Origin of the sequence: Buttiauxella sp. JUb87, assembly GCF_004361975.1 — a bacterium.
In the GTDB taxonomy this organism is placed as follows: Bacteria; Pseudomonadota; Gammaproteobacteria; order Enterobacterales; family Enterobacteriaceae; genus Buttiauxella; species Buttiauxella ferragutiae.
This window is the reverse complement of the sequence record NZ_SNVY01000016.1, coordinates 13,186-35,620: the sequence shown is the minus strand read 5'-3', so window position 1 is coordinate 35,620 and position 22,435 is coordinate 13,186. Positions and strand designations below refer to the sequence as shown.

The window sequence follows — 22,435 nt, the reverse complement described above, 5'->3', positions numbered from 1 at the left end:
ACCGTTAATTATTACGAAATTTTTTCATTAACACTTTGTATATAATGAAAAAATAATAAGGAATTACCATGAAAATTAAAGCCACCATTGAACGCATTCCTGGTGGGATGATGCTAGTCCCGTTGTTACTTGGGGCAATGCTGAATACTTTCGCTCCAGACACTGGCGCATATTTTGGTTCATTTACTAAAGGGATGATCACTGGCACCGTTCCCATTCTGGCGGTTTGGTTCTTCTGTATTGGAGCCTCTATAGATCTACGAGCAACCGGCACGGTACTGCGTAAGTCCGGTACGCTGGTTCTGACTAAAATTGCCGTGGCCTGGGTTGTGGCAATGGTTGCCGCCTCGTTTATTCCTGAAGGTGGCATTCAGACGGGGATGTTTGCAGGTTTGTCTGTTCTGGCCCTCGTTTCTGCGATGGACATGACCAACGGCGGCCTGTATGCGAGCCTGATGAACCAGTATGGTACTAAAGAAGAATCGGGTGCTTTTGTTCTGATGTCGCTGGAATCTGGCCCACTGATGACCATGGTTATTCTGGGTGCAGCCGGTCTGGGCTCTTTTGAACCGCACCACTTCATCGGCGCTGTTCTGCCATTCCTGATTGGTTTTGCATTAGGTAACCTTGACCACGATTTCCGTACCTTCTTCAGCAAAGCAACGCCGGTACTGATTCCATTCTTCGGCTTTGCATTAGGTAACACCATCAACCTGAATGTGATTATGCACACTGGCCTGCTGGGTATCTTGCTGGGTGTAGCTGTTATCGTCATCACCGGTATTCCGTTGATTCTGGCAGATAAATTCATTGGTGGTGGCAACGGTACCGCAGGGATTGCAGCTTCATCCGCCGCAGGTGCGGCAGTCGCAAACCCGGTTATCATTGCACAAATCAACCCAGCGTTTGAGCCAGTGGCCGCCTCTGCAACGGCATTAGTTGCAGCCAGCGTGATTGTGACCGCGATTCTGGTGCCAATTATTACCGCACTATATTCAAAACGTATGGGTGGTACTGCCAAAAATAATAATGACGATGAGCCAGTCGAGTTATCTCATTAATATTGTTCTTTAATTGCATAATAAAATGGAGCCTTTCGGCTCCATTTTTTATTTTATAGCGCGGACTTCAGTCGCTGAACAGCATCATAAAGCTGTTCTTCTGTGGCCGTAGCGTAAGAGAAACGCAGCGTTTTTTTGTCTGCATGATCGCTAAAGAAGAACTCACCAGGCACATACACCACGCCTTTTTCCAGTGTCTGCTGTAACCAACGCGTGGTATCAAATTCATAGCGGAAAGCGGCCCACAGGAACATCCCGCCCTGCGGCTGGTTAAAGGTAATGTGCTCGCTCAGTTCCTGATGTAAAAACTTCGACAGACTCAAGCACTTCTTCTTATACGCTTCGCGAATCAGCTCAATCTGCGGGTTCAGACGATCCAGCGTGAGGTACGCCGATACCAGTGATTGCGTAAATGAGTTGGCGTGCAAATCGGTAGCTTGTTTAATGATAGCCACTTTTTGCTTCATCCACTCTGGCAGCACAATCCAGCCAACACGCAGCCCTGGCGCCAGGATTTTAGAAAACGTCGAGGTATAAACCACGTTTTCCTGGCTGCCACGTTCAGTGGCGACTTGCAGCAAGGTTTTCTCACGGGTATCGGTAAAGCTAATCGCACCGTACGGGTCATCTTCAACGATGACGAAATGATGCTCTTCGGCCAGTTTGACCAGTTGCTCACGACGGCTGGCACTCAACGTTGTGCCGCTTGGGTTACCGAACGTTGGCACCAGATAGACGCCTTTGATACGCGTGGTTTTCAGCAATTCCTCAAGCTCATCGACTTTCATACCGTGCTCGTCGCTGCCAACTGATTTCACATCGGCTTCATTCAGGCTGAGAATTTGCAGTGTTGCCAGATAAGTCGGGCGTTCAACAACAAAAACATCGCCAGGGTTCACTAACGCACGCATCAACAAATCCAGTGCTTGCTGTGAACCAGAGGTAATCAGCAGCTGCTCCGGGTTGGTGGTAATTCCCCGTTCCTGGCACAACCCGACTAATTGCTGACGCAATTCGACAGTGCCTTCAGTCAAACCGTACTGAAACGCGTCGTTAAAGTTCTCAGCGACCACTTTTTGTGTCGCAATGCCCAGACCTTCTTTATCGAATAACTCACTGGAAGGAATGCCACCAGCAAGGGAAATAACGCCTGGCATTTTGCTGTGCTTTAACAATTCTCTGATTGCTGACGGTTGTAGGGCCTGAATACGTTGTGCAAGGTGTGAACTATGACTCATGTTGTTATCTCTGATTTTTTATTCATTAAAAATATCCCCATCATCCTTCAAGCCGCAGGGGTGTTGGCTGCAACTCGAATGCTAATGGGTATTACATAGCAACCTAATTTGTTAGCAATGTATTTATTGCGAGCGGCTTTCCTGAATCAACCTTTCGTATTCGCGGTCACCCCACAGAAATGTTAGTGTGTGCAAAGCGAATGTTGAAAGCGAAATATCCATGATGATTCATTTACTTATCGTTGATGCCCTGAATTTAATACGCCGGATTCATGCGGTTCAAGGCTCACCCTGCGTTGATACTTGCCTGCACGCTCTGGATGCGCTGATAACACACAGTCAGCCCACCCACGCTGTCGCCGTGTTTGATGACGAAGACCGCCGCGAAGGCTGGCGACATCAGGTCTTGCCAGACTATAAAGCTGGCCGTGCGCCAATGCCAGATACCTTACATCAAGAAATGCCAATATTACGTGCCGCCTTCGCCAAAAGAGGCGTGGCGTGTTGGCATTCTCAAGGAAATGAAGCAGATGATCTGGCAGCAACCCTCGCTGTAAAAGTAGCAGCAAGTGGGCATCGCGCCACCATTGTCTCGACTGATAAAGGTTTTTGCCAGTTACTCGCGCCAACCATTCAAATCCGCGACTATTTCCAAAAACGCTGGCTCGACGCGCCGTTTATTGCGCAGGAATATGGCGTGCAGCCTGAACAGCTCGCTGATTTCTGGGGACTTGCGGGGATAAGCAGCAGCAAAATTTCCGGCGTTCCGGGGATCGGGCCGAAAAGTGCCACACAACTGATCACTCAATTTTCTACGCTGGAAGCACTGTACGAACGGCTGGATGAAGTCCCGGAGAAGTGGCGTAAGAAGTTAGAACAGCATCGGGAAAGTGCTTTTATCAGCCGCCAGGTGGCAAAGTTGCAGACGGACCTGGTGCTTGATGGGAATTTGCAGCAGTTACGTTTACCAGGTGGAACGCCCTCACCCTAGCCCCCACCCACAGGAAGAGGGAACCGTCTGGTTTTCCCCCTCTCCCTGAGGGAGAGGGCCGGGGTGAGGGTGATTAAATTAACGCTCGTCGCGACGGCCGCCCACTGCAGCCCACATACGGCGCACGTGTACAGTCACTTCTTCACGGTCATGGTACAACTGGCGTGCCTGAATCTCGGCGCTGATACCATGTTCTGCCAGTTTTTCATGAATCAACGCCAGGTTTTGCGACACTTCTTCATAGCGCTTCTTCATTGGCAACTTGAGGTTGAAAATGGTTTCGCGACACCAGCCATTCACTAACCACGTCGCCATCAGACTCGCCACTTTCGCCGGTTTCTCAACCATGTCGCAAACCATCCAGGAAATGTTGTTGCGGGTTGGCTTATATTTAAAACCATCTTCCTGCAACCAGGTCACTTGCCCGGTGTCCATCAGGCTTTGCGCCATTGGGCCGTTATCGACGGAACAAACCCACATGTTGCGTTGCGTTAATTGGTAAGTCCAACCGCCAGGACAGGCTCCAAGGTCAACGGCGTGCATCCCGTTTGCCAGACGCTCGTCCCACTCATCAGCAGGAATGAAAGTATGGAAAGCTTCTTCCAGTTTCAGCGTTGAACGGCTTGGTGCCTCGGAAGGCAATTTCAGACGCTGGATGCCCATATAGAAAGGCGAGTTGTTCGTGGTATACGAATAGCCGGTGTAGCAGCAACCCGGTGCAATAAAGAACACATGCACTACCGGGCGTTTTGGCGTTTCGTAATTGGTCAGAATACCGGCTTCGCGCAGGCTGGTGCGCAATGGCACCGTCAGCTTACGGCAGAACTTCATCAGTTCTTTGCTTTCGTTGGTATCGGCCACTTCCACGCGTAGATCGCCGCCTTTCTCGACCATACCCGTCAACATGCCGGTGATCGGTGTAATGCGATCGTCGGTTGGAAGATCTTTAAGCAGTTCACTGGCAACGAACATTTGACGGGCAAAGATCAAATCCCTGAACGGCAATTCACGCGCCAGTTTGTCAGCATCATCTTGCTGATAACATTCGTAAACCACATAACCGCTGTTTTCTTTTACACGTGCAAAACCGTACACGCCACGCTGGTTGGCTTTATCGGTAATCTCTGCCGCACACTCTTTCTCAAAACCTTGTCGGCAGTACAAAATAACTTTATTCATGGCTTGCGCCCCTACGTTTCAGGCGCATTGCACCAATCAACATCAAGATCCAACCGGCGAGAAAACTCATCCCACCGACGGGAGTAACAAACGCCCACAGGCGTAAGTGAGACAGCGCCAGGCAATAAAGACTGCCGCTGAATAGAACAGTACCGAGCGCCATAAATACGCTGCTCCAGTAAAACCAAATGCTGATCCGGCGCTGCATGGCAACGGCCAGACCAAAAATCGCTAATGTATGAAATGCTTGATATTCGAGACCGGTTTGAATCCACCCCATCTCAACAACACCAAGCGTTTTGCTTAATACATGTGCCCCAAAGGCGCCGAGGGCGACAAAGATAAAACCGCTAATCGCAGTAAAAATCAGCATGAATCGGCTGGTCATGGTGTAACCCTAAAGTAAGGCGTAGTGGCATGCCTACGCACTGGTTTGCTTATTGATCGTAGCGAAAACGGAATTTTTCTTGTTCGCTCGCGGTTTTCGCCAGAATCCACTGCCTGAAGGCCGCTATTTTACCCAGTTCTGCCTGGCTGTCATGACAAACAAGATAAAAGGCATTTTTACTCACCAGAACATCATTGAATGGGCAAACCAAACGACCCGCTTCAATTTCCGATTGCGCCATCACATTATTTGCCAAAGCAATGCCTTGCCCGTGAATCGCAGCCTGCAGCACCATCGCGCTGTGGCTAAATATCGGACCTTGCTGCACATTGATATGGCTTACCCCCAATTGGCGGGTGTAGGTCTGCCAGTCACGACGAGACGCATCATGCAGCAAAGTATGATGGGCTAAATCTTCTGGGGTTTTGATCGGCTTGTCGCCCGTTAACAGCATGGGTGAACAAACCGGTAGCAGATACTCTGCGTACAGTTTTTCCACACGCAAGCCCGGCCAGTTGCCGCGTCCGTAAAAAATCGCGACGTCGACATCATCTGAAAGTTTATCTTCCTGACGGTCAACCGCCTGTATACGAACGTCGATTCCCGGATAAGCTGTATTAAAGCTAGTGAGGCGTGGCACTAACCAATGAATGGCAAAACTTGGCAACAGACTGACCGTTAACGCCCCCTTGGCGCTACGAGCCTGCAGCTTACGAGTGGCCTCGGTTAACTGTGAGAATATCTCTTTGATGTCCAGATAGTAACTCTGCCCTTCTTCCGTCAGCAGCAACGAGCGGTTGCGACGACGAAACAATTTTAGGCCCAGAAAATCCTCCAGGGACTTTATCTGGTGGCTCACGGCGGCCTGAGTCACGAATAATTCTTCGGCCGCTTTAGTAAAACTCAGGTGACGAGCTGCAGCATCAAAGACACGTAAGGCATTTAAAGGTGGCAAACGCTTGGACATAGTTGATTGGCTTAAATGTTAAAGTCTATTAACAAACAGGTGAAGTTAATTAACCTATTAGTTTTTTTTATCTGAGCCATTATAAATTGTCCGTTGAGGATGCACCAGCAAATACCTATAGTGGCGTCACTTCCTGAGCCGGAACGAAAAGTTATCTGGAATGCGTGTTTCGGAGGGCTTTTGGCTTACGGTTGTGATGTTGTGTTGTTGTGTTTGCAATTGGTCTGGCATTCCAGACCCCGGTAGCTTCGCTACCCCTTTTTCACTTCCTGTACATTTACCCTGTCTGTCCATAGTGATTAATGTAGCACCGCTAATTGCGGTGCTTTTTTTTGCCTGTAGTTTGAGTAATCTGTAGTTTGAACAACCTGAAGTTTGAGCAAAAAGATTACTGTTCCAACTCAACCATCTCTTTGACGTCAGTACGGTTAATCTGCTGTTTGTTCCCATTAGCATCTTTGTACTGAATCATCCCTGTCTCGTCATCGGTGTGAGGTTTGCCATCAGCGACGATGCTTCGACCATCATTGGTGTGCATCACGTAGTTCGGGCTTGAACATGCTGAAAGAGCAAGAACCATTAGACCTGCTGATACTGCTGCGGCTGCCTTGTTCATATTCTTCTCCTTAGTAGCGATTAATGCTGATTAACTCTTAAAAATAACCAGGGTGAAAGATTCACCTAACATTATTCAGCATAACCCTCTTTCACGAGCTTGCCTGGCTAAGCAGACTATTCCGAAGGTCATTGATCCCTTGTGCGATTAAGACAAATGCGCCACGATCGTCTCATAGTGATACGAGGAAAATCATGAAAACATTCAATCCCGCCAGTTTTCGCAGCCAGTTTCCGGCGCTGGCTGATGCTGGTGTCTATCTCGACAGTGCCGCAACTACCCTTAAACCTCGCGCCGTCATTGAAGCGACTCAGCAGTTTTATAGCCTGAGCGCCGGTAACGTTCATCGTAGCCAATTTGCCGAAGCACAACGCCTTACTGAGCGTTATGAAGCCGCTCGTGATAGCGTCGCTGCGCTGCTCAACGCACCTTCGGGCAAAGACATCGTCTGGACACGTGGCACTACCGAAGCGATCAACATGGTCGCTCAATGCTACGCACGCCCTCGCCTGCAAGCTGGCGACGAAATTATTGTTAGCGAAGCCGAGCACCACGCCAACTTTGTGCCGTGGTTAATGGTTGCAGAACAAACTGGCGCGAAAATTATCAAGCTACCGCTTGGCAAAGATTACCTCGCCGACTTAAGCAAATTGCCCGCGTTACTTAACGCACGAACCAAAATCCTTGCGTTGGGGCAAATGTCTAACGTCACCGGCGGCTGCCCGGATCTGGCCAAAGCGATTACGCTTGCCCATGAAGCAGGCGCTGCTGTCATGGTTGACGGCGCACAAGGTGTGGTGCATTGCCCACCGGATGTACAAGCGTTAGATATCGATTTTTACGCTTTCTCCGCCCACAAACTGTATGGCCCAACCGGCATCGGTGCGCTCTATGGAAAAACTGCGCTGCTCGAAGAGATGTCTCCGTGGCTAGGCGGCGGGAAAATGATTACGCATGTCTCATTTGAAGGCTTTAAAACGCAGCCTGTGCCATATCGTTTGGAAGCGGGTACGCCAAACGTTGCGGGAGTTATTGGCCTGAGTGCAGCACTTGAGTGGCTCGAAAGCGTTGATTTAACCGAAGCTGAAACATATAGCCGTGGGCTGGCGACGCTTGCCGAAGCAGAACTGGCAAAGCGACCGGGTTTTCGCAGCTTCCGCTGCCAGGACTCGAGCCTGTTAGCATTTGATTTTGAAGGTGTTCACCACAACGACATGGTTACACTGTTGGCTGAATCGGGCATTTCACTGCGTGCTGGCCAGCATTGTGCTCAGCCTTTGCTTGCCGCATTGGGTGTTGCTGGCACCTTGCGTGCTTCTTTTGCCCCCTACAATACGCAGGCTGATGTCGATGCGCTGGTCAAAGCCATCGACAACGCGCTGGAAATTTTGGTGGATTAAATGACAAGTGGATTTTTAGCCGGTCACCCTTTTGGCACATCGATCACCGCTGACAGTTTACGAGACACTTTTGCTCCGTTGCAGCAGTGGGAAGATAAATATCGCCAGCTGATACTGCTGGGGAAACAACTTCCGGCACTTCCCGCAGACCTCAAACGCGATGAGATAGAAATTGCAGGCTGTGAAAACCGAGTCTGGTTGGGTCACAGCCTGCAGGCAAATGGCACGCTGCATTTCTATGGGGATAGTGAGGGGCGAATTGTTCGCGGTTTGTTGGCGGTGTTACTCACAGCAATCGAGGGGAAAACGGCTGAACAGTTGCTGAATGACGATCCGCTCGCCCTGTTCGATGATTTAGGGCTGCGCAATCAGCTAAGCGCCTCGCGCAGCAGCGGGCTTGCGGCATTAGCGCAAGCCGTTCGTACCGCGGTTCAGCCCTGATTCCGCGCCGCTTTTGCCATCATTTTCTTTAAAACATGGGACACCGCCACAAAACCAAAGCTGGCGGTGACCATCGTTGCCGCACCAAAACCGGATGCACAGTCCATACGTTTCGGGCCATCGGCGGTACTTTTCATTGCACACACTGAACCATCAGCCTGCGGATAAACCAGCGCTTCGGTGGAAAACACGCAATCAATACCGAGCTTTCCTTTACTGTTCTTCACCACGCCAAAATCACTTTTTAGTCTTTCGCGCAGTTTTGCTGCCAGCGGATCCTGAATAGTCTTCGCCAGATCGACCACTTGAATCTGCGTAGGATCGATTTGCCCGCCGGCTCCACCGGTTGTGACCAGCGGGATCTTATTGCGTCGACAGTAAGCGATCAGAGCCGCTTTAGGGCGCACGCTATCAATAGCGTCAATAACGTAGCTAAAACCTTGATTAAGCAGCTGCGCGGTATTTTCCGCAGTAATAAAGTCATCCACTACCGTGACGCGGCATTCCGGGTTAATTTCACGAATACGCGCCGCCATCACTTCGGTCTTGGCCTGCCCGACGTTATCGCGCAATGCGTGAATCTGGCGGTTGGTGTTGGTCACGCAAACATCATCCATATCGATAAGCGTAATCGCGCCGATACCGGTACGTGCCAGTGCTTCTGCCGCCCAGGAGCCGACGCCACCAATGCCAATCACGCAAACATGCGCATCCGCAAACAGTTGTAGGGCATTGCGGCCATACAAACGAGCAGTACCACCAAAGCGTTGCAGCCAGGCATCAGTCAACACTACAGACATTACGTTATCCTCGGAAAAATCTTTGCGGGTGTTCTTGCGGGTAAAGACGACGGGCTGATTATACAGCCCGTCAGGGGGAAAATTTAACCGGTAAATACGCTGTTGGTAGTACCTGGTGCGTTTTTCAGTACCCAAACGCGACCATAATGGTTGTACCAACCTGCTCGGTGACCGGCATCCGCGCCAATCCCCTGGTAGATATCAAAGTGCTGGCCTTTAATCGCGCCACCAACATCCAGTGCTACCATCACGCGTAATTCATATTGCCCGCTGAATTTACCGTTGTTATCCAGTAACGGGACTTCTGCCAGAATCGTGGTGCCTGCTGGAATGATGGAGCGGTCCGACGCGACAGAGGCGCGGCCAATTAACGGTACGGCACTCGCCCCTTTCACTGGCGCGAAACTTGCAGGTTTAAAGAAGACAAAAGATGGGTTCTGCTCAAGCAGTTCCTGTACTTCGGCCTGGCTATGAGTTTCACCCCAGTGACGAATGGCTTGCATCGACATATCTTCTTTCTTTACTTCACCGCGGTCGATAAGCACCTTACCGATACTGCGATAAGCGTGGCCATTCTTGCCTGAGTAACCAAAGAAGGTTAATGGCTGGCCATCGCCAAAATCGATATAGCCACTGCCCTGCACATCCATAATGAAGTTATCCATTAAGGAGTTGCTGTAAGCAATAATGTAGCTGTCGCTCAGGGCACCACTGTAGATTTCGGCACGGGAAGGTAAACGTCCGCGTTTTGGTGGCATGCGGTAAATCGGATACTGGAACTCACCCTGACGGGTGTAACGCGCCTGCACGACTGGTGTGTAATAGCCGGTGAATTGCACGTTGCCGTAGTTGTCGGCACCTTCCATCTGCCAGGCGTCAATCCCGTACTGGCTCAGCTTACTGGTATCGCCACCGGCCTGCAGCCACTGCTGAACCGCGCCGTAAACATCGCTCTTGCTATTATAGAGGCGAGGAGAGGCAGAACGAATCTGGTTAACTTGCTCAGCAAAGTCGCCACCGTTAATGGGCGCCCCTACCGCATCCGGGCGATTGACCAGGGAAAATGGCTGGGTGAACTTCCCGTCCTTATATTGCTGACCTTTATCTGTCGGTTTCGAGGAACAGCCAGCCAGAATGGCAACCATTACCCCAGTTACAATGTACTTCGTCCAACGTCCTATCATTACTTCCTCGCCCTGTTTATGCCGCATTACGCCACGGGAAGATAGCAAACACGCCGCAAGATTTAAACGAGTTGCGCCTCGCACAGCCCAGATGTGTTCGTTATTTGTACTTAAATTAAATTATTATCAGTTAGATGAGACAAATCGGGTATTTTTTAAAAAAAGGGTTGCATCAAAAGCCGAGCAGAGTATAGTGCGCTTCCACGGACGCGGGGTGGAGCAGCCTGGTAGCTCGTCGGGCTCATAACCCGAAGGTCGTCAGTTCAAATCTGGCCCCCGCAACCAATTAAAAAGTCGCTGAGTTTAGCGCGGTGGTGAAAACCATTAGCAGTAAATAGTTATACGGACGCGGGGTGGAGCAGCCTGGTAGCTCGTCGGGCTCATAACCCGAAGGTCGTCAGTTCAAATCTGGCCCCCGCAACCAACTAAGACGCTGAAGTTTAGCGCAATGATGAAAATCATTTGGGTACTAAAGAAGTTTACGGACGCGGGGTGGAGCAGCCTGGTAGCTCGTCGGGCTCATAACCCGAAGGTCGTCAGTTCAAATCTGGCCCCCGCAACCAACATTTAAACACCTTAACGGGTGTTTTTTTGTATCTGAAATCCGGGTGATTTGATGTCCACCCTACGAAATGCAGTTGTAGGTCGGATAAGCGCAAGCGTCATCCGACAATAAATTGGCTCTATCCACGCCGTGCTAATCGCGAACTATCCGCAAAGTACGCCCTAATCCCTGCCAGAATTGACTCCGCAACTTCCTGCTGGAAAGTTGCAGTACGCAGTTTGCGCTCTTCCTCAACGTTACTCAGAAATGCGGTTTCCACCAGAATCGATGGAATATCCGGTGCTTTCAGCACGGCAAAGCCAGCCTGATCAACACTGTTTTTATGCAGCTTGTTCACTCGACCCAATCGGGTTAGAACTTCTTTGCCGAATTTAAGGCTATCGTTGATGGTCAACGACTGCACCATATCGAACATCGTGTGGTCGAGATACCTGTCACCACTCTTACTCACCCCACCGATCAAGTCGGCAGCGTTCTGTGTTTGAGCAAGGAATTTTGCCGCAGTACTGGTGGCACCTTTGGTTGAAAGTGCAAAGACCGAGGAGCCGCGTGCCGCGCCTGAAGTAAACGCATCCGCATGAATAGAAACAAATAAATCAGCACGTTGCTTCTGCGCTTTCGCCACCCTGACTTTTAACGGGATAAACACATCCTCGTTACGCGTCATATAGGCTTTCATGTTCGCTTCTTTATCAATAAGCGCTTTCAGGCGACGAGCGATTTGCAGCACAATGTCTTTTTCGCGCGTCTTATTTGGCCCGATGGCACCGGGATCTTCCCCGCCGTGCCCAGGATCGAGCATGATCACAATTGGCCTGTCGCGCCCGGCTTTACCCGGCTTCGGCCCTTGTTCAGGTGACGGTGGCGCATCTTTGTCCAGTTTGCCGTTGTTGTAATCTTCCAGCAGGGCTAACAGCGGATCTTGCTCGCTGTTCATATTGGCCGGATAGAGATCCATCACCAGGCGTTCTTTAAATTCTGCTACCGGTGCCAGGGCGAAAAGATGCGGCGTGACGTTCTGCTTGAGCTCAAAAACCATGCGCACAGTTTGCGGATCAAACTGCCCGACACGCGCCGATTTGATAAAAGGATCGTCGCCACGAATTTGGCCGCCAATACCTTTCAATACTGAATTTAAATTCACACCTTCAATGTCCACCACCACCCGATCGGGGTTGCTCAGTGCGAACTGCTTATACTTAAGCTCTTTGTTCGATTCCAGTGTGACACGAGTGTAAGACGATGCCGGCCAGACACGCACCGCCACGACCAGGCTCGAGGCTGCAAAGCCAACCTGGCTGACACTCAGTAGCCACATAGCGCCTGCGCCCTGCAATAAGCGGCGACGACTAATTAAAGAACGGGAATCAGACATAGCTCTCCTGAGCGGTGTTTTTCCGTGAACCAAATAACGACATTTATTTTTTGAGCCGAAAACTTTAGCGAAACATCCCCATACTGTCACTCATAAAAGGGTAAACATTCGCAATCAAGCCCCTGACAAGCCAGATGCAGAAATTTCTGCTTTGCGGTAAATCCTGCTTGCACCTGAAGCAATAAAAGAATAAAAATACAGAAATTACGAATAATCATGCAGCGAGGGCTTGCCGTGGTGAAGGAACGTAGAACCGAACTGGTACAGGGATTCCGCCATTCTGTTCCCTATATAAATGCCCATCGGGGAAAAACGTTTGTCATTATGCTTGGCGGCGAAGCCATTGAACACGAGAACTTTTCCAGTATCGTCAATGATATTGGGCTGTTACACAGCCTGGGAATTCGTCTGGTGGTGGTGTATGGCGCGCGCCCGCAAATAGATGCCAATCTGGCTTCGCATAATCATGAACCTATCTATCACAAACATACGCGTGTCACTGATGCAAAAACCCTTGAGCTGGTAAAACAGGCAGCAGGATTATTGCAACTGGATATCACAGCACGTTTGTCCATGAGCCTTGGCAACACACCGTTGCAAGGGGCGCATATCAACGTCGTCAGCGGCAACTTTATTATTGCGCAACCGTTGGGCGTGGATGATGGCGTGGATTATTGCCACAGTGGCCGTGTTCGTCGTATCGACGAAGAAGCCATTCACCGTCAGCTTGATAACGGCGCAATCGTACTAATGGGCCCGGTCGCGGTTTCCGTCACGGGCGAAAGCTTCAACCTCACTTCAGAAGAGATTGCCACGCAACTGGCGGTCAAACTGAAAGCCGAAAAAATGATTGGCTTCTGCTCTTCTCAGGGCGTTATCGATGACAACGGCAATATCGTTTCAGAACTGTTCCCTAACGATGCACAAAAACGCATTGAAGAGCTTGAAGTAGCCGGGGACTATCACTCTGGCACCGTGCGTTTTCTGCGTGGTGCAGTGAAAGCCTGTCGCAGCGGCGTGCGTCGCAGTCATTTAATCAGTTATCAAGAAGATGGTGCGCTGTTGCAGGAACTGTTCTCCCGCGATGGTATTGGTACGCAGATTGTGATGGAGAGTGCGGAGCAAATTCGTCGTGCCACCATCAACGATATCGGCGGTATTCTGGAGCTGATTCGTCCGCTGGAACAACAAGGGATTCTGGTGCGCCGCTCGCGTGAGCAGCTGGAAATGGAGATCGACAAGTTCACCATTATTCAGCGCGACAACCTGACCATCGCTTGTGCTGCACTCTATCCGTTCCAGGAAGAGGGCATTGGTGAAATGGCCTGCGTTGCAGTTCATCCTGATTATCGCAGTTCATCACGCGGTGAAGTTTTGTTGCAGCGTATTGCTACGCAAGCCCGTCAAATGGGGCTGAGCAAACTGTTCGTGCTGACAACCCGGAGCATTCACTGGTTCCAGGAACGGGGCTTTATGCCGGTTGATGTTGAACTGCTGCCAGAAAGCAAAAAAGAGATGTACAACTACCAGCGCCGCTCGAAAGTGTTGATGGCTGATTTAGCTTAGGTTGATGACAAACCTTATTCTTTCGCAAAGCGAACATATATCACCAAATAAAAAACAAGGAAAATCAATTTATTGATTTTCGGCTAATAACCACAAAGAAGGAAAAACCACGTTTTTTCCTTCTTTGTCAGCACCCTAAGCTAGCCCTGAAAAGGCTAGCTAAAACTGTCCATCAATCCACTACGACGTTCCGTCTTCGTTACAATCGCTTTTTCTAACACCCGATCATCGGCGTACAAAGACAATTGATTGCGAGCACGAGTGATTGCGGTGTAGACCAGCTCACGCGTCACCACTGCGGTGTATTGATTTGGCAAAACCAGTGCGGCGTGCTCGAATTCCGACCCTTGAGATTTATGCACCGTCATGGCGAATGCGGTTTCATGGCCAGGCAGACGGCTCGGCTGCACAGATTTGATGTTGCCATCCGGCATCGGGAACCAGACGCGCAGCCCCTCCCCCATGTCCAGAGCAATACCAATATCGCCGTTGAATAACCCCAACGAACTGTCGTTACGGGAAATCATAATTGGCCTGCCGTTATACCAGCGCGATACCGTCGGGTTTGGCCGCTCAATCAATCGTTTTTGAATCAGTGCCAGTTCGATACGGTTATTCAGGCCACTAACGCCAAACGGCCCCTCCCGCAACGCACACAACAACTGATAACGGCCAAAGGCGTCAAGAATCACCGCGGGATCTGCATGGCTACGCATCAACTCAAGATAGGGCCGATAACCTTCCACCGTGTCGGCAATCATCCGCGCATAATCTTCAGTCTCACGGAGCGGCTGTTTCGAAATATCACCAAAACCTTTTGAGAAGACCTCTCTGGCCTGCTTCACATCGCTGGCGTTAACGGCAAACGCCAGTTGCCCAATGCCGGACTTGCTATCAAAGCGGTAGCTTTTTTGCAGCAAACAAAGCCCATCACGCAATACGCTCGCCTGGCTGCCCTCACCCGCAGGCAGTGAATAGCCCGTCAGGTGGCTTAACTCAGTGGCTCTCTCCGGTGAATATCCGTGCGTGACGAAGTGGCATATATCGCCAAGCACCGCACCCGCTTCTACTGAAGCCAGTTGGTCACGGTCGCCGAGGAAAATCACGCGCGCATGGGCAGGCATTGCGTTGATCAATTTCGCCATCATCGGCAAGTCGACCATCGAAGCTTCATCAACCACCAGCACATCAAGATGCAGAGGATTCCCGGCATGGTAACGCAAGCGTTGGCTGTTGGGTTGCGCTCCCAGTAAGCGGTGCAGCGTACAGGCGTCGTTCGGTAATGCCGCTTTCTGCGCGTCATCCAGCGGTAAGCGGCGCAAGGCCGAACCCAGCGATTCCGTCAGCCGCGCCGCAGCTTTCCCGGTGGGTGCCGCAAGTTGGATACGCAAAGGTTTGTCATCCGAAAGCTGCACCAGGGCGGCGAGCAATTTGGCAACTGTAGTGGTTTTGCCGGTTCCCGGCCCACCAGAAATCACAGAAATGCGCCGAGTCAGGGCGACAGCTGCCGCCACCTTTTGCCAGTCGATATCAGCCATCGGTTCAAACAGTTGATTCAGAACGTGGATGACCTGTGTTCCGTCGAGAGTAATAGCACGATTTTCCTCACCAAAAAATCGTGCTACCGACAGTTCGTTTTGCCACATCCGATTGAGGTACAGCCGCTCACCAATCAGCTTCAGCGGCGTAGCACCTTCATGCTCACTCACTGCTTCAGAAGCAAGCAGCGCCTCGCGCCAGCCGGACTTTAGTGCAGCCAGGGAAAACAGTTGCTCTGCAAAATCGGGTTGTCGCCCGGCAAAACAGAACTCGGGCGTTAAACGAGAAAGAGGAATGCAGACATGACCTTCACCGGCATCATGGCTGACTAACGCGGCGGCCAGCATCACGGCGGGTTGCTCGTCACCGGCAATTATCATGGCAAACTGCGCATCGAGTGCGCGCAACAGCTTTTGCTCGACAGCCTGCTGTAACAGCTCAGACATTTTCATGGCGTCACCTCGTCCGTTTGTGCCGCGACATCCGTTTTCATTGCAAAGAGTGCGTCCATTTTCACAATCAATTGTTCATCAGGGCGGGTGGCAAAAATCCCCTGCGACGAGCCGTGGCTTTCAACACCGCGCAAGAAAAGATAAATGACTCCCCCGAAATGAGTCTGGTAGTCATAATCAGCAATGCGGTGGCGCAAATAACGGTGCAGCGCCAGGGTATACAACTGATATTGCAGATCATAGCGATGAGATTGCATTGCCGAAGCCATAGCTTCCTGAGTGTAAGCACTGCTGTCTTCGCCTAACCAGTTCGATTTATAATCCAGCAGGTAATAGCGCCCTTGCCAGCGGAATACCAGGTCGATAAACCCTTTCAGCATGCCACGCACTTGCCTGAAGTTTAACGGTGGGCAACCTGACGATAACGGATCATATTCACGCACCAGGGTATCCAGTTGCGTGGCCTGTAAATCACTCTCAATCGGCAGATAAAATTCCAGTTCGACCTGTTTCTCTCGTGGCGTTAATTGGTTGAGAGACACGCCCGTTTCATTCAACGGAGCCTGTAAAATTGTGCTTAACCAGTCGGTTAACACCGGCTGCCACTTCTCACCAAAACCTTGTTCGTCTAACTGCTTAGCCATCCACGTTTCATCAAGTGGCTGAGTAAAATCAATGCCTTCGAATAAACTATGCAGGAATGTGCCAGGTCCGGCCCCGCGAGGGAAGGTGTGCGGAGTGAGTAATGACTCACTTTGTACCGGCGCAACCCCTGCAGCATCGACATCCAGTCGCGGCAATAAATCCTGTGCCAGGCTACTGCCATGCTGTTGCAAACCGGAATAACTGGTCACACGCCAGTTATCCGCCACCTGTCTTTTCATCATTCGGGCGCTAAGTTGCGGAAGTTCAGCACTCACGGGTTGCCATGGCGTGAAATCCTCAGACCCTGGTTCTTCAATGCTAATCGACTCGCTCGCCAGTTCCTGCAAACAAGCCTGAAGACCCGCAGCATCTTTCGCTTCACCTTTTTGCAGAAGATAACCTAATGCCCCAAGATGCAGGTCACTGGCTCCTTTTTTGGCGCGATTCCCTTTAAACAACGGGGCAACACCGAGACTGCAATGCCAGATAGAACGAGTCAGAGCCACATACAACAGACGTAAATCTTCTGCCAGGCGCTCTTCTTCAGCGAGACTCAGGCTTTCAGCATCGTCGCTTAAATCCAGCAACGGCGCGAATGTAGAACGGTCGTGATACAAACCGCTGTTCTGCGCACGATAGTTGGCGATAAACGGTAACCAGACCAGCGGGTATTCCAGCCCTTTCGATTTGTGAATGGTGACGACTTGTACCAAATGGCGGTCGCTTTCAAGACGTAATTGCTGGCTGAAGGCGTTGCTATCAGGTTCGGCAACTTGCTGCGCCAACCAACGGACCAGAGCATGTTCGCTGTCAGTCTGTGAGGCTTCTTCTTGTAGCAATTCGCTGATGTGCAGAATATCGGTCAGACGGCGCTCGCCACCTGGCGTTGCCAGTAAATTTTCGGCAATTTGGCGGCGGGCGATGAGCGCACGTAACATGGGCATGACGCCCCGACGCAACCAAATGTGCCGATACTCTGAAAACTCCTCGACCAGTTGATCCCAGGCGTTTTCATCTTCGTTTAGCGCTTCAATCATGCGGGCATCAAGGCCAAACATGCTGGTCGCAACTGCACTGCGCAGTGCGGTTTCCATTTCTGGAGCCAGCACCGCCTGCAAAATCCACAAAATTTCACGCGCTTCCGGTGTTGCGAATACCGAGTCGCGGTTTGAAAGATAGACGGACGGAATGTTCAGGCTCGCCAGGGCTTCGCGCACAATAGACGCCTCGCCACGGCTTCGAACCAGAATAGTAATATCCGATGACCGTACCGGTCGCGATTCTTCCCCCTTCCACAGCAACGCTTCGCCGCGCTGCCCGGCGCTTAACCAATCCCGTATCTGCTGCGCGCACTGCATCGCCATGGTTTGTTGGTAATCACTCACTCCGCAGCCATCGCCCGATTGCGCCCAGAACGACATCGCCGCCTGATTTTTACCTTTGAGGGTAAAACGCAGACCGCTATTTTTGGCTGCGGCTTTCACCGCTAAGAAAGGAATTTGCTGGAATAAGAAGGGATTATCCAGCTGCTGGAACAGGGTATTCACACTGCTTATCATCCCTGGAGATGAGCGCCAGTTGGTGTCGAGCGTGTAGTGGGCACTTACCTCATGACGCGCTTTCATATAGGTAAAAATGTCCGCGCCACGGAATGCATATATCGCCTGTTTTGGGTCGCCAATAAGCAATAGCGCGGTGTCCGGCTGATTGATATACAAACGCCTGAAGATGCGATATTGCTGCGGGTCAGTATCCTGGAATTCATCAATCATCGCCGCCGGGAAGCGCCCGCGAATAGCAGCAGCTAGCGCATCACCACCGGGTTTATGCAAAGCTTCATCGAGGCGAGTCAGCATATCGTCGAATCCCAGCTCCCCTCGACGGCGTTTTTCCTGCTGAACCGTATAACGGATTTCCGCCATCGCGCGGGCAATGACTAAATCACGCAGCGTCAGCGGTTCGCCTAATAACGAGTTAATTGCTCTGAAAACCGGATGCTGTGGCGGCTGACCTTCTTTTGTTTTCTCATCCAACATCGATTGAGAGAATCGTTCTAGTTGCTCGGGCAATTTATAGGTCGTGGTTTCTGTTTGCGCCCAGGTGCCAACAATATTCAACCAGTTAGGTAAGTTTTTACTGCTGTAGCTACGGCGATCAATTTTCGCTTCACTGAGAATCTGCACGATGTCGTCAGCACTTGCACGCCATTGTGCTTTTACATCCTCAATCGCAGTGATGATCTTTTGGTGACGCGCCAGCAGCGTTTCATCATCGGCAGGCGGTTGCTTCAGTACCGGCTGCTCACCTTGCAACCAGCTATTTATATCCCGGAGCAACTCTTCAGGCCCCGCCCACTCCTCAGCCATCACCTGCGCTACCGGCTTTGGCAGTGGGTAACAATGGCGACGCCAGAAATCAGCACATGCATGGCGGCGCAACAGCGATTCATCTTCAATAAGCTGTTGCTCGAACAACATGCCTGATTCAAAGGCATTCAGGCTGAGCATCCTTTGGCAAAAACCATGGATGGTAAAGATGGCGGCTTCGTCCATTTGCTGTTCAGCAAGACGCAAAATTTGTGCAGCCTGGTGAAGATCGGGGATCTCCGTCAGCAAGCTTTGGAACAGGGGATTTTCAGTACGGTTACGAACGCAGGCGATACGTAATTCATGAATATTGGCACGAATACGGCCACGGAGTTCTTCGGTCGCAGCCTGAGTAAACGTTACGACCAATAATTCTTCGACGGAGAGTGGACGAGGATGGGCATTTTTCCCACCCAGGCCAAGTAACAGGCGCAAATACAGCGCTGCAATGGTGAATGTTTTTCCGGTACCGGCAGAGGCTTCAATCAGCCTCTCCCCCGTCAAAGGTAAACTCAGGGGATTAAGAGGCTGCGTGGTTCCGGTCATTATTTACCCTTTGTCTTTCAAATTGCAGGTGTGTTGGCTGCTATACCCGTTAGCATTCGAGCTGCTGGTAGGCGGCAAGGGAGCAAATCCCCGGGAGCTTACTTAAGTAAGCGACTGGGGTTTGTGAGTGCAGCCAACACCCTGCAGCTTGAAGGATGACGGGTATATCACTTAGATTCTACGAGCGGCAACGACTGTTGCAACCCGCTGACCTCCTTCCAGGTTTTCCATCCTTCCGGAGCGGCGTACTCTGCCTTGCCATTGTTGCTGCCAGAAATTTGCGACAAAATTGCCATTCCTTGCGGCTCAATCACGGCCTGGTGGAAGAAATCAGCCAGTTTCTGCGGAGTCAGCTTTTTAATTTCGGCGACTACTTTATCACGCGAATCAAAGTCCAGGTTTCCGCGATCGAAATCTTTGCTCAGTTGCGAAGCTTCCTGAGACAAGGTTTGCGGTGCCTGCATAATTTCACTGATCATGCCCTGCTGAATTTGCGCAAAATCCTCAGGACTCATGCTACGCAGCTTTTGCTCGGCTGTTGGGTAAAACGCCTTAAAACGTTGGTACAGATATGCAGGTTGTTTGTCGTTACTTTGCAGCAAGAAACCAACCCCCCATTGACGCCCAACCGACATCGGGAAGGCGAACACTGCGTAACCCAACTGCTCCTGAGTGCGTAACTGGTTGTAGAACCACGGCTGAATAATTTGCCCTAACATTGAGCTGTAAGCGGTACTTACGGTTTCATCATAACCTTTCGGCACGTAAATCGCCGCCAGCGCTGAATCCGTGCTGCTACCCGCCTTTTCGAACATCGCTAAATGTTGTTTATCCACCAGCACGTCCTTATTGCGGCACCATTCATTTCCTTTGGTGGCAAGCTGGCTTTGTACGTTATGCGCCAGCTCTTTTGCCTGCTCAGGAGACATGTTACCCAGCACTAAAAACTCAGGTTTCGCATTGGTTTTTAAGGCGTCACGGTAATCAAGCACATCTTTCAAGGTCAGCTCTGGCAACAGCGCACGGCGAACTTCACGTTGGAAATAAGGCACCTGCGACACCATTTGCACCGGCATAATAGCCTGATCGTAAGCTTTGCCTTTGTCTGCCGAATCCATCATTTGGGTATACCACGACTTCGCCTGATCCAGTTGTTCCTGGGTCGGTGTATAGGAGAAGTAACCCTTTAACAGCGCTTCAAAAAGCTGCGGTAAACGTTGGGTGTAGCCATTGGCATTCACCATCAAACCACTGTTAGCGTTGGTTGAGAAACCAATGCCCCCCACCGCAGCCTGGTTGCTTAACTGATCCAGGGCAATTCCCGCCAGATAGTCATTCAGGGCAAATAGCACCTGATTTTTCGCGCTGTCCATGGCCTGTGGATTACGCAGCACCATCGTCACATTAGCTTTAGGCTCGCTGGCAAAATAGTGGCTTGGCATATACAGCACGCGTAAACCAGGCTCTTTCACCAACAGCTCAGGGTGAGCGTAGGTTTTTTCTGGTTTAACCAACGTAAAATCGTCCGGTATGTACGGGTTCAACTGAGGCAATTCCAGCTTAATTGCCGCGGTTTTTTGCTGCCAGTCGCTGAATACTTGTGGGGTAATTTTATCGACCTGATAAGGCGCTTCGACAAAATAAGCGGTTTTGTTATGTGGCTCTTTCGGGCTGATATACCAGATGCGCGCATTCTGTGGCGTCATCATATCCAGCCGAGCTTTGATGGCTGCCGGGTCGTATTGATCGGCAATATTTACGGCATCCAGCGTATGTTCAACCGGAACGCGCAGCATGGTGTCAGCTAACCATTCCACGTAATCCATATCGCGGCTAATTGACGGATAACGGAAGTCGAGATCCAACACATGGGAAAGCTCATCGAAATAGCTTTTATCGACACCATTTTCACGCAATTGATTTAAATAGCTGAAAATAGCCGCCACAACTTCATCACGTTGGGCAAGACCTTTATCCGTCAATGACACGGAAATGGCGAACACGCCGCTATTGCCGTTAACTATAGGATCGGAGTCGGCACGAATACTGTCTGCAAGGCCTTGCTTTTGCAGCCAATCAGAGAGGGTGTTGTTGCTACGGACGCCAATCAAATAGCCAATCAATTCATCGGTTTTGCTGCGGAATTTATCGCTATTGTTGTCGATTCGGAATTCAACTCGTACCACTTTGCGCGGCAATGCCGGCACGTAGTGAATCACTATGCCTTTTTGTGCGTCTGTCACGACGGGCACGTCAATGCTCGGCCGTTCGATATTTTTATTCGGCACCCGTCCATAGGTTTCCACAGCAATCTTTGCCAATTCAGGCAATGGCTTATTGCTGTAAATAACCGCTTTCATCAGGTTTGCGGAATAATATTTATCACGGAAAGCCACCAGCGCATCCAGCAACTTGCTGCCAGGTTTGTCGCGCAGAGTTTCCAGATTACCACCGGAAAAACGTGAGCCAGGGTGGGCAGGGTTAATGGTTTCGGCACTGACTTGCGCCATGCGCATACCGTCACGAGCACGGGCTAAAGTCAGCTCGGCATTGACCGCATTGCGTTCACGTTCAGCATATTCTGGGGCGAGGTTTGGCTCAGCGATAGCATCAGACAAACGATCGACCGCCCCTTCTAGCGCATCGTTTTCCACTTCAAGGTAAAACGCGGTGCGGTAAGTTGCGGTGCTGGCGTTATGGCTGCCACCATGCTTTTTGAGAAACTCTGACAGGCTATCCGGCTCGGGATACTTTTTAGAGCCCATCAGCGTCATATGTTCAAGATAGTGAGCCAGGCCAAGATGGTCGTCGGGATCTTCTAAGGATCCAACCGGAACCACTAACGCAGACAATGATTTAACGGCTTGCGGATCGGATACCAGCAGAACCGTCATACCGTTATCAAGACGTACAGCCTGATATTGACGAGTGTCTTTCTCACTTTTACGGATAGTTTCCTGGATGGGTTGCCAACCCGTGTCTGCCTGACTTAATGGTGCCCAAAGAGCGACTAACAAGAAAAGCGGTTTTAACCAGGTGCTACATCTAGGCATTCACGAACCTCATAATCACGAAACTTCCTATACCCGTCATACTTCACATGCTATGTATGCCTG

General features: G+C 50.7%; 16 protein-coding genes and 3 tRNA genes. 8 read left to right on the top strand and 11 right to left on the bottom strand.

What is annotated here, in order from left to right:
• The first annotated feature begins 68 nt into the window (after positions 1-68).
• Positions 69-1,061, top strand: coding sequence for a 2-keto-3-deoxygluconate transporter (gene kdgT, locus EC843_RS24030; protein ID WP_064543839.1), 993 nt, complete (start codon positions 69-71; stop codon positions 1,059-1,061).
• Positions 1,062-1,114: 53 nt separating this feature from the next.
• Here the strand turns inward: kdgT and EC843_RS24025 are convergent, their stop codons facing one another.
• Positions 1,115-2,299, bottom strand: a complete 1,185-nt coding sequence (locus EC843_RS24025) for a PLP-dependent aminotransferase family protein (RefSeq protein ID WP_064543837.1) — start codon at positions 2,297-2,299, stop codon at positions 1,115-1,117.
• Positions 2,300-2,519: 220 nt separating this feature from the next.
• Here EC843_RS24025 and xni point away from each other — a divergent pair, with 220 nt between their 5' ends.
• On the top strand, positions 2,520-3,290 hold the full coding sequence (gene xni / locus EC843_RS24020; protein ID WP_064543844.1) for a flap endonuclease Xni: 771 nt from the start codon (positions 2,520-2,522) through the stop codon (positions 3,288-3,290).
• A 78-nt stretch (positions 3,291-3,368) separates the two neighbouring features.
• Here the strand turns inward: xni and rlmM are convergent, their stop codons facing one another.
• The 4 genes from rlmM to EC843_RS24000 form a co-directional block, all read right to left on the bottom strand.
• Positions 3,369-4,469 carry a 23S rRNA (cytidine(2498)-2'-O)-methyltransferase RlmM gene (gene rlmM / locus EC843_RS24015; RefSeq protein ID WP_064543835.1) on the bottom strand — a complete coding sequence of 367 codons (1,101 nt, stop codon included), beginning with the start codon at positions 4,467-4,469 and terminating at the stop codon, positions 3,369-3,371.
• A complete protein-coding gene (locus EC843_RS24010; RefSeq protein WP_064543833.1) occupies positions 4,462-4,857 on the bottom strand; it encodes a DUF423 domain-containing protein in 396 nt (131 codons plus the stop codon). The genes rlmM and EC843_RS24010 overlap by 8 nt, the downstream gene beginning before the upstream one ends.
• 49 nt (positions 4,858-4,906) lie before the next feature.
• Complete coding sequence (gene gcvA, locus EC843_RS24005) at positions 4,907-5,824, bottom strand: glycine cleavage system transcriptional regulator GcvA (protein WP_064543831.1); 918 nt, start codon at positions 5,822-5,824, stop codon at positions 4,907-4,909.
• 388 nt (positions 5,825-6,212) lie between these two features.
• Complete coding sequence (locus tag EC843_RS24000; protein WP_064543829.1) at positions 6,213-6,440, bottom strand: YgdI/YgdR family lipoprotein; 228 nt, start codon at positions 6,438-6,440, stop codon at positions 6,213-6,215.
• 194 nt (positions 6,441-6,634) lie between these two features.
• Between EC843_RS24000 and csdA the strand changes: the two genes are divergently transcribed.
• Both csdA and csdE read left to right on the top strand, forming a co-directional pair.
• The gene (gene csdA, locus EC843_RS23995) at positions 6,635-7,840 is read left to right on the top strand and encodes a cysteine desulfurase CsdA (RefSeq protein WP_133523175.1); all 1,206 of its coding nucleotides are present in this window, start codon (positions 6,635-6,637) and stop codon (positions 7,838-7,840) included.
• Positions 7,841-8,281, top strand: a complete 441-nt coding sequence (gene csdE, locus EC843_RS23990) for a cysteine desulfurase sulfur acceptor subunit CsdE (RefSeq protein WP_064543825.1) — start codon at positions 7,841-7,843, stop codon at positions 8,279-8,281.
• On the opposite strand, the gene tcdA is transcribed toward csdE, so the two are convergent.
• Both tcdA and mltA read right to left on the bottom strand, forming a co-directional pair.
• A complete protein-coding gene (tcdA, locus tag EC843_RS23985) occupies positions 8,272-9,081 on the bottom strand; it encodes a tRNA cyclic N6-threonylcarbamoyladenosine(37) synthase TcdA (RefSeq protein ID WP_064543823.1) in 810 nt (269 codons plus the stop codon). The genes csdE and tcdA overlap by 10 nt on opposite strands.
• A gap of 83 nt (positions 9,082-9,164) precedes the next feature.
• Complete coding sequence (gene mltA / locus EC843_RS23980) at positions 9,165-10,265, bottom strand: murein transglycosylase A (protein WP_064543821.1); 1,101 nt, start codon at positions 10,263-10,265, stop codon at positions 9,165-9,167.
• A gap of 208 nt (positions 10,266-10,473) precedes the next feature.
• On the opposite strand from mltA, the gene EC843_RS23975 reads away from it, so the two are divergent.
• The 3 genes from EC843_RS23975 (at position 10,474) to EC843_RS23965 (ending at position 10,828) form a co-directional block, all read left to right on the top strand.
• A tRNA-Met gene (locus EC843_RS23975) sits at positions 10,474-10,550 on the top strand.
• A 62-nt stretch (positions 10,551-10,612) separates the two neighbouring features.
• Positions 10,613-10,689: transfer RNA gene (locus EC843_RS23970), tRNA-Met, on the top strand.
• Between the two features lie 62 nt (positions 10,690-10,751).
• Positions 10,752-10,828 (top strand) — tRNA-Met (locus tag EC843_RS23965).
• Between the two features lie 120 nt (positions 10,829-10,948).
• On the opposite strand, the gene amiC is transcribed toward EC843_RS23965, so the two are convergent.
• Positions 10,949-12,205, bottom strand: coding sequence for an N-acetylmuramoyl-L-alanine amidase AmiC (amiC, locus tag EC843_RS23960; protein ID WP_064543819.1), 1,257 nt, complete (start codon positions 12,203-12,205; stop codon positions 10,949-10,951).
• 234 nt (positions 12,206-12,439) lie between these two features.
• Here amiC and argA point away from each other — a divergent pair, with 234 nt between their 5' ends.
• On the top strand, positions 12,440-13,771 hold the full coding sequence (gene argA, locus EC843_RS23955) for an amino-acid N-acetyltransferase (RefSeq protein WP_064543818.1): 1,332 nt from the start codon (positions 12,440-12,442) through the stop codon (positions 13,769-13,771).
• A 155-nt stretch (positions 13,772-13,926) separates the two neighbouring features.
• Here the strand turns inward: argA and recD are convergent, their stop codons facing one another.
• From recD to ptrA, 3 genes are all read right to left on the bottom strand, one after another.
• Positions 13,927-15,762 carry an exodeoxyribonuclease V subunit alpha gene (recD, locus tag EC843_RS23950; RefSeq protein WP_133523174.1) on the bottom strand — a complete coding sequence of 612 codons (1,836 nt, stop codon included), beginning with the start codon at positions 15,760-15,762 and terminating at the stop codon, positions 13,927-13,929.
• Positions 15,759-19,319, bottom strand: coding sequence for an exodeoxyribonuclease V subunit beta (gene recB, locus EC843_RS23945; RefSeq protein WP_133523173.1), 3,561 nt, complete (start codon positions 19,317-19,319; stop codon positions 15,759-15,761). Before recB ends, recD begins: the two co-directional genes overlap by 4 nt.
• A gap of 167 nt (positions 19,320-19,486) precedes the next feature.
• Positions 19,487-22,372, bottom strand: coding sequence for a pitrilysin (ptrA, locus tag EC843_RS23940; RefSeq protein ID WP_064543812.1), 2,886 nt, complete (start codon positions 22,370-22,372; stop codon positions 19,487-19,489).
• Positions 22,373-22,435 lie beyond the last annotated feature (63 nt).

Excerpts from the sequence above, each read along its gene's own strand:
- kdgT (WP_064543839.1), top strand. The coding sequence starts at position 69 with ATGAAAATTAAAGCCACCATTGAACGCATTCCTGGTGGGATGATGCTA.
- EC843_RS24025 (WP_064543837.1), bottom strand. The coding sequence starts at position 2,299 with ATGAGTCATAGTTCACACCTTGCACAACGTATTCAGGCCCTACAACCG.
- xni (WP_064543844.1), top strand. The coding sequence starts at position 2,520 with ATGATGATTCATTTACTTATCGTTGATGCCCTGAATTTAATACGCCGG.
- rlmM (WP_064543835.1), bottom strand. The coding sequence starts at position 4,469 with ATGAATAAAGTTATTTTGTACTGCCGACAAGGTTTTGAGAAAGAGTGT.
- EC843_RS24010 (WP_064543833.1), bottom strand. The coding sequence starts at position 4,857 with ATGACCAGCCGATTCATGCTGATTTTTACTGCGATTAGCGGTTTTATC.
- gcvA (WP_064543831.1), bottom strand. The coding sequence starts at position 5,824 with ATGTCCAAGCGTTTGCCACCTTTAAATGCCTTACGTGTCTTTGATGCT.
- EC843_RS24000 (WP_064543829.1), bottom strand. The coding sequence starts at position 6,440 with ATGAACAAGGCAGCCGCAGCAGTATCAGCAGGTCTAATGGTTCTTGCT.
- csdA (WP_133523175.1), top strand. The coding sequence starts at position 6,635 with ATGAAAACATTCAATCCCGCCAGTTTTCGCAGCCAGTTTCCGGCGCTG.
- csdE (WP_064543825.1), top strand. The coding sequence starts at position 7,841 with ATGACAAGTGGATTTTTAGCCGGTCACCCTTTTGGCACATCGATCACC.
- tcdA (WP_064543823.1), bottom strand. The coding sequence starts at position 9,081 with ATGTCTGTAGTGTTGACTGATGCCTGGCTGCAACGCTTTGGTGGTACT.
- mltA (WP_064543821.1), bottom strand. The coding sequence starts at position 10,265 with ATGATAGGACGTTGGACGAAGTACATTGTAACTGGGGTAATGGTTGCC.
- amiC (WP_064543819.1), bottom strand. The coding sequence starts at position 12,205 with ATGTCTGATTCCCGTTCTTTAATTAGTCGTCGCCGCTTATTGCAGGGC.
- recD (WP_133523174.1), bottom strand. The coding sequence starts at position 15,762 with ATGAAAATGTCTGAGCTGTTACAGCAGGCTGTCGAGCAAAAGCTGTTG.
- recB (WP_133523173.1), bottom strand. The coding sequence starts at position 19,319 with ATGACCGGAACCACGCAGCCTCTTAATCCCCTGAGTTTACCTTTGACG.
- ptrA (WP_064543812.1), bottom strand. The coding sequence starts at position 22,372 with ATGCCTAGATGTAGCACCTGGTTAAAACCGCTTTTCTTGTTAGTCGCT.